The organism is Enterobacter sp. JBIWA003 (assembly GCF_019968825.1).
GTDB lineage: Bacteria > Pseudomonadota > Gammaproteobacteria > Enterobacterales > Enterobacteriaceae > Enterobacter > Enterobacter quasiroggenkampii.
The window spans coordinates 3,010,695-3,022,837 of sequence record NZ_CP074170.1 but is presented as its reverse complement, the minus strand read 5'-3'; the positions used below and the strand labels follow the sequence as shown (position 1 = coordinate 3,022,837).

The window sequence follows — 12,143 nt, the reverse complement described above, 5'->3', positions numbered from 1 at the left end:
ATGAGCGAGAAAAGCATTGTTCAGGAAGCGCGTGACATACAGTTAGCCATGGAGCTGATTACACTGGGTGCTCGTTTACAAATGCTGGAAAGCGAGACGCAGTTGAGCCGTGGCCGTCTGATCAAACTGTACAAAGAGTTACGTGGTAGTCCCCCGCCGAAAGGCATGCTGCCGTTTTCTACCGACTGGTTTATGACGTGGGAGCAGAATATTCACGCTTCCATGTTCTGTAATGCCTGGCAGTATCTTCTCAAAACCGGTTTGTGTAGCGGCGTTGACGCCGTGATCAAAGCCTACAAACTTTACCTTGAACAATGCCCACAGCAGGAAGAAGGTCCTCTGCTGGCGCTGACCCGCGCATGGACGCTGGTGCGTTTTGTTGAGAGCGGAATGCTTGAGTTGTCGCGCTGCAACTGCTGCAACGGCAATTTTATTACCCATGCTCATCAGCCTGCAGGCAGCTTCGCCTGTAGTTTATGTCAGCCTCCATCCCGCGCAGTAAAAAGACGTAAACTTTCCCGGGATGCTGCCGATATTATTCCACAACTGCTGGATGAACAGATCGAACAAGCTGTTTAACCCGAACGTGTGGGAAAGATTCCAGCAGCGGTAAGCGATTACCGCTGCTTTTTTTTACCCCGTAAACGGTCAACGCTGCGAGCTGGACGTCCTTGCCATAGTCACTAGCGGAAGGATGATGTCGTGCTTATCTTATTAGGTTACCTGGTAGTTCTCGGTACAGTTTTCGGCGGTTACATGATGACCGGCGGGCACCTTGGAGCACTCTATCAACCGGCTGAACTTATTATCATCGGCGGCGCAGGGGTAGGGGCTTTTATCGTTGGTAACAACGGGAAATCGATCAAGGGCACGCTGAAGGCAATTCCATTGCTGTTCCGTCGCTCGAAATACACCAAAAGCATGTATATGGATCTGCTGGCACTGCTCTATCGCCTGATGGCGAAGTCGCGTCAGCAGGGCATGTTCTCGCTTGAGCGGGATATTGAAAACCCGAAAGAGAGCGAAATTTTTGCCAGCTATCCGCGCATTCTTGCTGATGCCATGATGCTGGATTTCATCGTCGACTATCTGCGACTGATCATCAGCGGCAACATGAATACCTTCGAAATCGAAGCGCTGATGGATGAAGAAATTGAAACCCATGAAAGCGAATCTGAAGTACCGGCCAACAGCCTGGCGCTGGTCGGCGACTCGCTTCCGGCCTTCGGTATCGTTGCCGCGGTGATGGGGGTGGTTCACGCGCTGGCCTCAGCAGACCGTCCGGCAGCGGAGCTCGGTGCGCTGATTGCCCATGCGATGGTGGGAACCTTCCTCGGTATTTTGCTGGCGTATGGCTTTATCTCTCCGCTGGCCAGCGTGCTGCGCCAGAAGAGCGCGGAAACCACCAAAATGATGCAGTGCGTGAAGATCACGCTGCTCTCTAACCTCAACGGTTATGCGCCACCGATCGCGGTTGAGTTTGGCCGTAAAACGCTTTACTCCAGCGAGCGTCCGTCGTTTATCGAGCTTGAAGAACACGTGCGTGCGGTGAAAAACCCAAACCAACAGACGACAACTGAGGACGCATGAAAAACCAGTCCCATCCGATCGTCATCGTAAAAAAACGCAAGCACAAGGGCGGTGGGCATGGCGCGCACGGCTCGTGGAAAATCGCGTACGCCGATTTTATGACCGCAATGATGGCGTTCTTTCTGGTGATGTGGCTGATCTCCATCTCCAGCCCAAAAGAACTGATCCAGATTGCCGAGTATTTCCGCACACCGCTGGCAACGGCGGTGGCTGGCGGACCGCGTATCTCTAACAGCGAAAGCCCGATCCCGGGCGGCGGCGATGATTACACCCAGCAGAAGGGTGAGGTGAAAAAAGAGCCGAACATCGACGAGCTGAAGAGAAAGATGGAACAGGCGCGCCTGAAGAAACTGCGTGGCGATCTCGACCAGCTGATTGAAGCGGATCCGAAGCTGCGCGCGCTGCGACCGCATCTGAAGATTGATCTGGTGCAGGAAGGGCTGCGTATCCAGATTATCGACAGCCAGAACCGCCCGATGTTTAAAACCGGGAGTGCGGAAGTTGAACCGTACATGCGCGATATTCTCCGCGCCATTGCACCGGTGCTGAACGGCATTCCTAACCGAATCAGCCTGTCAGGACACACGGACGATTTCCCGTACGCCAGTGGGGAGAAGGGATACAGCAACTGGGAACTTTCTGCCGATCGTGCCAACGCCTCGCGTCGCGAGCTGGTGGTAGGTGGGCTTGATGATGGCAAGGTACTGCGCGTAGTCGGCATGGCCGCAACCATGCGCGTTTCCGACCGCGGGCCGGATGATGCCATCAACCGTCGTATCAGTCTTTTAGTGCTGAACCAGCAGGCGGAGCAGGCCATCCTGCATGAAAACGCCGAAAGTCAGAATGAGTCACTGGACGATTTAAAACAGCCTGGGGCCGTTCCTTCGGCTGCCGTTCCAACATCGCCACCAGCCAATCCGAGGTGATAGCGTGAGCATGGATATTAGCGATTTTTACCAGACATTCTTTGATGAAGCCGACGAATTGTTGGCCGATATGGAGCAACACTTGCTCGATTTGGTGCCCGAAGCACCGGATTCCGAGCAGCTCAATGCCATCTTCCGTGCGGCGCATTCCATTAAAGGCGGAGCCGGAACGTTTGGATTTACCATCCTGCAGGAAACGACCCATTTAATGGAAAACCTGCTTGATGAAGCACGACGCGGTGAGATGCAGCTCAATACCGACATTATCAACCTGTTTTTGGAAACCAAAGATATTATGCAGGAACAGCTCGACGCCTATAAAAGTTCGGCAGAGCCTGATGCCGCCAGCTTTGAATACATCTGCAATGCGCTGCGCCAGCTCGCGCTGGAAGCAAAAGGTGAGGTTGCCGCAGCCGTGGTTCCTGCCGCAAAACTGAGCGTTGTGGATACGGTTGCCGCGCAGGCGTCTGCCCCTGCTGACGCACCGGCAGGCAAGCTGCGCGTTGTGCTGTCTCGCCTGAAAGAGAATGAAGTTAACCTGCTGGAAGAAGAGCTGGGTAACCTGGCGAAATTAAGCAACGTGGTAAAAGGCAAAGACAGCCTGGCCGCGACGCTTGATGACGGTATTGGCCAGGACGATATCGTGGCGGTGCTGTGCTTTGTGATTGAAGCCGATCAAATCGCCTTCGAAACCGAAACTGTCGCGGTTGACGCCCCTGTGGCTGCGGAAGAGGTGGCTGTTGTCGCCCAGGCCGCCGCACCGGCTGTGGCCCCTGCGGCCCCGGCGCTGAAGGCGGTGCCAAAAGAAGCTGCTGCACCGGGCCGTGGTGAAAAACCTGCCGCGCGCTCCAGCGAGTCGACCAGCATCCGTGTTGCCGTTGAGAAGGTTGACCAGCTGATTAACCTGGTGGGCGAACTGGTGATCACCCAGTCGATGCTGGCGCAACGTTCAAACGAACTCGACCCGGTCACCCACGGGGATTTGATTACCAGCATGGGCCAGCTGCAGCGTAACGCCCGCGACCTGCAGGAATCGGTCATGTCCATCCGTATGATGCCGATGGAATATGTCTTCAGCCGCTTCCCGCGTCTGGTCCGCGACCTTGCCAGCAAGCTGAACAAGCAGATTGAACTGACCCTGATGGGCAGCTCAACCGAACTGGATAAGAGCCTGATCGAGCGCATCATTGATCCGTTAACGCACCTGGTGCGTAACAGCCTCGACCACGGTATCGAACTGCCGGAAAACCGCATTGCCGCCGGGAAATCGCCGGTCGGCAACCTGATTCTCTCTGCGGAACACCAGGGCGGGAACATTTGTATCGAAGTGACCGATGATGGCGCCGGTCTGAACCGCGAGCGCATCCTGGCAAAAGCGATTTCGCAGGGGATGGCGGTCAATGAAAACATGACCGACGAAGAAGTGGGCATGCTGATCTTCGCGCCGGGCTTCTCTACCGCAGAGCAGGTGACCGACGTCTCCGGGCGCGGCGTGGGCATGGACGTGGTGAAACGTAACATCCAGGAGATGGGCGGCCACGTTGAAATCCAGTCTAAACAGGGGTCCGGCACCACCATTCGCATCCTGCTCCCGCTGACGCTGGCGATCCTCGACGGCATGTCCGTCAAAGTGGCGGACGAAGTCTTTATCCTGCCGCTGAACGCGGTGATGGAATCCCTGCAGCCGCGTGAGGAAGATCTGCATCCGCTGGCGGGCGGCGAGCGCGTGCTCGAGGTTCGCGGTGAGTACCTGCCGCTGGTGGAACTGTGGAAAGTGTTCGAAGTGGACGGGGCGAAGACCGAGGCCACGCAGGGTATCGTGGTGATCCTGCAAAGCGCGGGCCGCCGCTATGCGCTGCTGGTCGATCAGCTGATTGGCCAGCACCAGGTGGTGGTGAAGAACCTCGAAAGCAACTACCGCAAAGTGCCGGGTATTTCTGCCGCCACCATTCTGGGTGATGGTAGCGTGGCGCTGATCGTCGACGTGTCGGCGCTTCAGGGATTAAATCGTGAACAACGTGTGGCGTACACAGCCGCCTGATTAAGTAGAAGGTAATAACATGACCGGTATGAGTAATGTAACGAAACTGGCGGGCGAGCCATCAGGACAGGAATTTCTGGTATTCACTTTAGGCGATGAAGAGTACGGCATCGATATCCTGAAAGTGCAGGAAATCCGTGGTTACGACCAGGTTACCCGCATCGCTAACACGCCTGCGTTTATTAAAGGTGTCACCAACCTGCGTGGCGTCATTGTGCCCATCGTGGACCTGCGCGTGAAGTTCAGCCAGGGCGACGTTGACTACAACGACAACACCGTGGTGATCGTTCTGAACCTGGGGCAGCGCGTGGTAGGTATCGTGGTGGATGGCGTGTCTGACGTGCTTTCCCTGACCTCTGACCAGATTCGTCCTGCGCCGGAGTTTGCGGTCACGCTGTCGACCGAATACCTGACCGGTCTGGGCGCGCTCGGCGAGCGTATGCTGATTCTGGTGAACATTGAGAAGCTGCTGAACAGCGATGAGATGGCGCTGCTGGATATCGCCGCGAGTCACGTAGCCTAAAACAAAGCCGGGTGGCGCTGACGCTTACCCGGCCTACGTGTTCGAGCCATTTGTAGGCCGGGTAAGGCGAAGCCGCCATCCGGCTTTTTCATGCCATTACGCTTCCTGCTTTACCAGCTCAGCTTCAGCGTCCGCTTCCCGCGCACCTTCATTCTGCGAAAGCATCGCGGTCGCAATACCATTCCCCAACACGTTAATCGCGGAACGGCCCATGTCCAGGAAGTGGTCGATCCCCATCAGCAGCAAAATACCAGCGACCGGAATGTTGAAGCTTGGGATCGTCGCGGCCAGCACCACCAGCGAGGAGCGCGGTACGCCCGCAATCCCTTTTGAGGCCAGCATCAGGGTCAGCATCAGCACCGTCACTTCAGAGAAGCTCAGGTGAATGTTGTAAGCCTGAGCGATAAACATTGAGGCGAAAGAGCAGTACACCATCGACCCCACCAGGTTGAAGGAGTAGCCAATCGGCAGCACGAAAGAGGCGATGTTGCGCGAGCAGCCAAAACGCTCCAGCTGCTCCAGCGTTTTAGGGTAGGCCGCTTCAGAACTGCTGGTGGTAAACGCCACCAGCACCGGATCTTTCAGCATGCTGACCAGGCGGAATACCTCTTTTTTCAGCACCATGTAACCCACGGCCAGCAGCACCATGCAGGTGAGAAGAATGGCAACATAGTAGCCGCCAATAAAGGAGGCATAGTTCAACAGAATACCCAGACCCTGCGTGGCGATAACGGAGGAGATTGCCGCGAAAATGGCCAGCGGCGCAACGTACATCACATAACCCGTGACCTTCAGCATGATATGGGAAACCACGTCCAGCGCAGCCACCAGTGGGGCATTGAATTTCTGCCCAAGCGACGCGCCGCCAATGCCGAAGAACATGGAGAACACCACAATCTGCAGGATCTCATTGTTCGACATCGCCCCCGCGATGCTGGTTGGAATGGTGTGTGACAGGAACGCTTTCAGCGTCATGCCCCCAACGGCCAGACCGGTATCCACCGCCTCGGTCGGGATGGTCAGGTTCAGCCCACTTCCCGGATGCTCCAGCGTGACGATAAACAGGCCGACCAGAATAGAGAGCACGGATGAGCTGATAAACCATACCATCGCTTTGCCGCCCACGCGGCCAATGGTAGAGGTTTCGCCCAGCTTCATAATGCCGACGGTGAGCGTACTGAACACCAGGGGGGCAATGACCATTTTGATCAGTCGGAGGAAAATATCGGTCAGAAGGGTAATATTATCCGACCAGGCTTTGATGGCATCCGCAGATGCATATTCATGAATTGCTGCCCCTGAAAGAATACCCGCCAGCATGAATATCACGATGAAGAGTGTGAGTTTGTTTGCACTTGCCACGAAAAAAGACCCTCTATGCGCTTCAGATGTAGCCCGCGGCGATACATATAAATTTTTTATTACGACGCGGGAAATTATTCGGCACATAAATTGACGCAAAGCGTAGGGGGATACAACTCCTTTTTAAGTTTTATTAATTTTGTTGTTATTGCCATGACGATATATTGTGATCTACATCACACTTTAATGGATATATTCTCAGAAAATAAATTAAAAAAGCGGAAAAAATGATTTTAACTACATGTTATTTAAGGAAATAAGAAGTCAATAAGACAAAGTGCTTATGCGTTAAGGGGCAGGTGGTCGAAGCGATATCCGTAAACTAAATTCTCAATAACCCCCCTCAGAGGAACATTAAGCGGGGCTAACATCTTGAACGAAATAAATAAAATGTGGCAAGGGAACGGAGACGTCTTCTGGAGGGTGGTAAATGAAAAGAAAACTCCTTTTGATCTGCGCAGGCACCTTACTGACTGCGACAACGGTCCATCAGGCGCTGGCCGTCACCAGTAGCGGCACCATCGGCGCGACGCTGACACTCACGAACGGCTGTCTGATAAACGGATCGCCCACGCAAAACGGCATTAACTTCGGGACACTGGATTTCGGCACCCATCCCGCAACGTTTTCCACTCTGACCACCCAGCTCACCGGCGCCAGCGGCGGAAACACCTTCACCATTCAATGTACGACCGCCAGCTATACGGTGGCGATCACCGGCAACACCAACTCCACCGCTCCCGGTACCGTTGTTGGCACCCCGGGAACACCTGCCCGCTATCTGGTTAACACCGCCAACGCGGCACAGGGCGTGGCGTACAGCCTGTACAGCGATAGCGGGTTTAACAGCGTGATTGCCAATAACACCGCGTTGCCGATCGCCTCTACGGCGGGAGGGGTGGACAGTTACACCCTCTACGGACGTATTACCGGCGGCGGTAACAGCGTAACGGTCGTACCCGGAACCTACACCGACACGATTAACGTCAGCGTCACCTATTAGTTCTGCACCGCCATGAAGGCAACTCTCACAGGTCTGCGCATATGCGCAGAGGGACACGTGCAGCCTTTTTTCGCGCTGATCGTCGGATTGCTGATGACGCCTGCGGCGAATGCGGTGACATCACAGTCCTTTAAAGTCAGCGCGACCATCGTCCCGGGATGTGTGGTGACGACCGGCAGCGGAGGGCTTCTCGGGACGCTGGATTTTGGCACCCATAACGGCGTCGAGAGCGCACCGGTCAGCACCAGTTTTGTGCCAAACGGGGCCTTATCTATCGCCTGCACGCCAGGCGTGGCGCTGAGCATGAGCATTAATGGCGGCCAGAATTATTCAACCGTTCGCCGCATGAAACGCTCGAACGGCGCCGACGTGGTGGGATACCGGCTTTACAGCAGCAGCTCACTGGCCGCGAACAGCGAAATTGGCGTCAACCAGGCGATACCGGTGACCTATAGCAACAGCAATAACATCGCGCTGCCGCTTTTTGGCGTGGCGCTACTGACCGGATTTAGCCCGGCAGGAACGTATTCCGATCAGCTCACCGTGACCTTGTCATGGTAATAAAGGGAGAGTGTTGATGAAGCCAATTTTCAGACCTGTTTGTCTGGCGGGCGCGTTGGGAATGGCTGTGGCAACCGGTCAGGCGCAGGCGGCAGCCACCATTCTGCTCTGGCCGATCGACCCGTGGCTTGCGGCAGACGCCAACGCCACGGAACTGTGGATCCAGAACCAGGGAAACAGCGCCACAACGATGCAGGTGCGCATTGTGCGCTGGAAACAGGAGGACGGACACGAGCGCTACACCGCACAGCAGGATGTGGTCGCCAGCCCGCCCATCGTCACGATTGGCACAGGCAGCAAGCAGCTTATCCGCCTTATTAAGCAAGCTCCCGTTCCCGCAGGCATCGAACAAGCCTACCGCATTATCGTGGATGAAATTCCTCAGCCTGATGCCAAAGCAGAACCCACCATCGGCCTCAAATTGCAGATGCGTTACTCCATTCCGCTGTTTGTGTATGGTCAGGGGATCCCGACCATAAAAGAGGGGGCGCATCACGCGCTGGTGGAGACCCGGAACCTGAGCTGGCGGGTGACGCGAACGGATGGGCAGCCGGCACTGGAGGTCCGGAATCGGGGGGATGTGCATGTCAGGCTGAGCCAGGTGGCGCTGGAGCAGGGAGGACAGAAACGCACGGTTGCGGAGGGATTGCTGGGTTACGTACTTCCCGGCAGCACCCGTAGCTGGCCGGTACCCGCGGGCGTTCGTCAGCCGGAGCGGATGAGCGCGCAGATTAATGCCAGGGACGCACAATGGCAGTCGACGCCCGTCAACTGAAGCCGGCGATGATGATACTGCTTTGCGTCAGTTCCGCGACCTGGGCTGAGCCCGGCGATGACAGCCTGCCGCCGCCGCCCCAGGCACAGGCGATACATGATGAAGCGGTCTTCCAGCTTGCCCTCGTGCTTAACCACTACGACACCGGTCTGGTCGTGCCCGTGACGCAGCGTAAAGGCGCTTTCTTTATCTCCAGCGCCGACCTGCTGCGCGCGGGGCTGCCACCGGAACATGTTCCTGCCGGAGAGGTAAATCTCTCTTCGCTTTCTCAGGTGAGGGTCGAGTACGACAGCGCCGCGCAGCGCCTGCTGCTGACCGTTCCCCGCGACTGGGTCGCGTCCCGTGTGACGCCGTTCAGCGCGCAAGTGACGCAGGCCAAACCGCACTTCGGACGCGGCGCGCTGCTCAATTACGATCTTTACACCAACCACACGGAGCATATCGGCGGACAGGCGTCTCTCTGGCATGAGTTCCGCTACTTTAACGAGAACGGTTCGTTTTCCTCCACCGGCTATGCCCGGGAAAATTTCACCGGCAACGAGGGGCAGCAGGAGGGATATGTCCGCTATGACACGACCCTGCTGTTCACCAATGAGGATGACGCGATGAGCTGGAGCGTCGGGGACGTGATCAGCGATGCGCTGAGCTGGAGTTCCAGCGTGCGGATGGGGGGGATCAGCGTCGGGCGGGATTTCTCCCTGCGGCCTGACCTGGTGACGTGGCCCCTGCCCGAATTCGCCGGGGAAGCGGCGGTACCCACCTCGGTCGATCTTTTTATCAACGGGTATCGCTCCGGCTCAACCCAGCTTCAGCCGGGCCCCTTCACCCTGACCAATCTGCCCTATATCAACGGCGCCGGGGATGCGGTGCTGGTCACGACGGATGCGCTGGGGCGACAGGTCAGCACCACGCTGCCGTTTTACGTCACCAGCGACTTGCTTAAAAAAGGGCTGAGCGACGGCGCCGCGACGCTGGGTAGCCTGCGGCGTAATTACGGTATCAGGAATTTTGACTACGGCTCCGCGGCAGGCAGCGGCTCGTATCGCTACGGGGTGACGGACTGGCTGACCCTGGAAGGGCATGCGGAAGGGGCGCAGGAGCTGGCGCTGGGCGGGGCAGGGACGGTGATAAAACTCGGCCAGTTTGGTGTGGTGAATACCGCTTACTCGCAGAGCCGCATGCGCGGGGATACGGGCGGGCAAATCAACTGGGGTTACCAGTACAGCACCAGCGAGTTCAGCGTCGCCACCCAGCACACGCGCCGTGACCGCGGTTTTGGCAATCTGGCCCTTTACGACCAGCCGACGGTGTATGACGAGAACAATAAACCCATCGCCAGCTTCAGCCGCAACACGGACCAGTATTCTCTGACCTTCAACCTGGGACAGTACGGCAACATCGGCGCGGCCTGGATCGGCGTGGAAAGTTTTGACAGTCAAAAAACCGAGCTGCTTAATCTCTCATGGAGCCGCAATCTGTGGGGGGCGAGCAGTATTTATCTCGCCGGGAGCCGGGACCAGCAGCGGGGAGACTGGACGGTCGCGCTGTCGCTGCAGGTGCCGCTGGGGGCACGCGACAGCGCCGCGTTCACCGTTGAAAACACCCCGGATGCCGGCAGTACCCAGCGCATCAACTACAACCACGCTATGCCGTCTGACGGCGGCTTTAGCTGGAACATGGCCTGGGCCAACCAGTCAAAATCCAGTGACTATCAACAGGGCACGCTGGGCTGGCGTAATAACAATATTGAACTGCAGGGCGGCGGCTACGGCGAAAGGGACATGATGACCTGGTGGGGCGAGGCGATGGGCGCGATTGTTCTGATGGACGGCGAGCTGTTTGCCGCGAATAAGATCAACGATGCGTTTGTCGTCATCAGTACCGACGGTCATCCGGACGTGCCCGTCAGCTATGAGAATCAGCCCGTCGGTAAAACGAATAACAACGGTTACCTGCTGGTCAGCGGGGTGTCGGCGTATTATCCGGCTAGCTACCGCATTGATACCCTGAACCTGCCGGCGGATACCCGTCTGAAAGAGACCGAGCGGCGGATCGCGATCCGGCGTCACAGCGGCTATCTGGTTGATTTCCCAATGGAGCAGGAGCGGGTGGCAAGCGTCATTCTGCACGATGTACGCGGCCAGGCGCTGCCGGTGGGAAGCCAGGTCCGACGCGCTTCGCGCAGCAATGCGGTGGTGGGGTATGACGGCATCGCCTGGCTGGAAAATCTTAGCGATGTGAACCCGCTGGAGGTGATCGCGCCTGATGGAAAACGCTGCAGGGCTACCCTGACCGTGGGAGCCAACCCGGAGCACAAGCTGCAAACCTACGGTCCGCTGGTGTGCCGGGAGGCGCCATGAAGCGCCTGCTGCTGTTGATACTGCTGCTGTTTTCCGGCGGCGGCTGGGCGGCGTGTACCGTCAGTACGGTCAACGCCTCGTTTGGCAGCGTCACGTCGTTTGCGCTCAGCGGAACCGGGGAGGTGGAAACCACCGGCACGCTGGTGGTGGCGTGCGATGCCATACTGAATCTGTTGACCAGCGACTCGGTGACGCTGACCTATACCGCGGCATCGGTCTCGGGCAGCAGTCGGGCCACCATGAAACGCACGGACAACGCGGCCATCACGGACGTGATCCCCACCCGGCTGTGCGGACTCGCGGGCTGCGCGAGCAGCAGTGAGGTACAGATAAGTAAATCGTATACCTGGAGCGGGAATACGCTGCTGGGGTTGCTGGGTTCAAAGCAGTACAACATCCCGCTCTATTTCCGTACCGTCGCCGGACAGAACGTTTCTGCCGGGCCGTATCAGGTGCAGTTAACCTTCAGCGTTAACTACAGCGTCTGCTCCGTGGGCGCGCTCGGTATTTGCACAATCAATCAGACGGGCACGGCGACGACCACCATTCTCCTTAACCTGACCGTGACCAACGACTGCAGCGCCATGACCACGCCGGACGTCAACTTCAACAGCGCGCCGCTGGTGCAAAGTTTCCCTACCGTCTCGCAGGCGATTGCCGTCACCTGTACCAAAGGCAGTACGTATACCATCGGCATTAACAACGGTGCTAACGCGCTGAATAACGTGCGCCGGATGGTAAGCGGCAGTAACTACCTGAGTTATGACATCTATAAAGAAGCCACGGGTAACCGCTGGGGCGGCAGCGGCAGCGAACGCTGGACCAGCGCGACGTCGTCGCAGGTCAGTACCGATGGTCTCCTGCGTACCTACAACTACACCGCGAAAGTGCTGACCAATCAGGCCACGCCACCCGCCGGAACCTACACCGATACGCTGATTGTCGACGTGGCTTTCTAACCCCGCGCTTTTCCCTTTCGCAAATGTAAAGTTCCTGTTGGCT

General features: G+C 57.2%; 11 protein-coding genes. 10 read left to right on the top strand and 1 reads right to left on the bottom strand.

What is annotated here, in order from left to right; all coding sequences use genetic code 11:
* The 5 genes from flhC to cheW all read left to right on the top strand — a co-directional run bounded on the left by flhC (nucleotide 1) and on the right by cheW (nucleotide 5,080).
* Nucleotides 1-579, top strand: a complete 579-nt coding sequence (gene flhC / locus KGP25_RS14555; RefSeq protein ID WP_008500416.1) for a flagellar transcriptional regulator FlhC — start codon at nucleotides 1-3, stop codon at nucleotides 577-579.
* 123 nt (nucleotides 580-702) lie between these two features.
* On the top strand, nucleotides 703-1,590 hold the full coding sequence (gene motA, locus KGP25_RS14550; protein WP_008500417.1) for a flagellar motor stator protein MotA: 888 nt from the start codon (nucleotides 703-705) through the stop codon (nucleotides 1,588-1,590).
* Nucleotides 1,587-2,516: a flagellar motor protein MotB gene (gene motB / locus KGP25_RS14545; protein WP_032658606.1), complete on the top strand. Its 930-nt coding sequence runs from the start codon at nucleotides 1,587-1,589 to the stop codon at nucleotides 2,514-2,516. Before motA ends, motB begins: the two co-directional genes overlap by 4 nt.
* A 4-nt stretch (nucleotides 2,517-2,520) precedes the next feature.
* Nucleotides 2,521-4,557: a chemotaxis protein CheA gene (gene cheA, locus KGP25_RS14540; protein WP_069718977.1), complete on the top strand. Its 2,037-nt coding sequence runs from the start codon at nucleotides 2,521-2,523 to the stop codon at nucleotides 4,555-4,557.
* Between the two features lie 19 nt (nucleotides 4,558-4,576).
* Nucleotides 4,577-5,080, top strand: coding sequence for a chemotaxis protein CheW (cheW, locus tag KGP25_RS14535; protein ID WP_008500420.1), 504 nt, complete (start codon nucleotides 4,577-4,579; stop codon nucleotides 5,078-5,080).
* A 96-nt stretch (nucleotides 5,081-5,176) separates the two neighbouring features.
* Here cheW and KGP25_RS14530 read toward each other — a convergent pair whose 3' ends face one another.
* Entirely contained in the window at nucleotides 5,177-6,442 is a 1,266-nt protein-coding gene (locus KGP25_RS14530) for a dicarboxylate/amino acid:cation symporter (protein WP_111964836.1), read from the bottom strand.
* A 430-nt stretch (nucleotides 6,443-6,872) separates the two neighbouring features.
* On the opposite strand from KGP25_RS14530, the gene KGP25_RS14525 reads away from it, so the two are divergent.
* From KGP25_RS14525 to KGP25_RS14505, 5 genes are read left to right on the top strand one after another with little or no spacing between them, the layout of a single operon-like run.
* Nucleotides 6,873-7,445 carry a spore coat protein U domain-containing protein gene (locus tag KGP25_RS14525; protein WP_008500422.1) on the top strand — a complete coding sequence of 191 codons (573 nt, stop codon included), beginning with the start codon at nucleotides 6,873-6,875 and terminating at the stop codon, nucleotides 7,443-7,445.
* Between the two features lie 12 nt (nucleotides 7,446-7,457).
* Complete coding sequence (locus tag KGP25_RS14520) at nucleotides 7,458-8,006, top strand: spore coat U domain-containing protein (protein WP_045908190.1); 549 nt, start codon at nucleotides 7,458-7,460, stop codon at nucleotides 8,004-8,006.
* A 16-nt stretch (nucleotides 8,007-8,022) separates the two neighbouring features.
* Nucleotides 8,023-8,781, top strand: coding sequence for a molecular chaperone (locus KGP25_RS14515; RefSeq protein WP_196347193.1), 759 nt, complete (start codon nucleotides 8,023-8,025; stop codon nucleotides 8,779-8,781).
* Nucleotides 8,757-11,141 (top strand): fimbria/pilus outer membrane usher protein, encoded by a 2,385-nt coding sequence (locus KGP25_RS14510; RefSeq protein WP_223539184.1) that lies wholly within the window; start codon nucleotides 8,757-8,759, stop codon nucleotides 11,139-11,141. Before KGP25_RS14515 ends, KGP25_RS14510 begins: the two co-directional genes overlap by 25 nt.
* Complete coding sequence (locus KGP25_RS14505; protein WP_045372554.1) at nucleotides 11,138-12,100, top strand: spore coat U domain-containing protein; 963 nt, start codon at nucleotides 11,138-11,140, stop codon at nucleotides 12,098-12,100. The genes KGP25_RS14510 and KGP25_RS14505 overlap by 4 nt, the downstream gene beginning before the upstream one ends.
* Nucleotides 12,101-12,143: the final 43 nt, after the last annotated feature.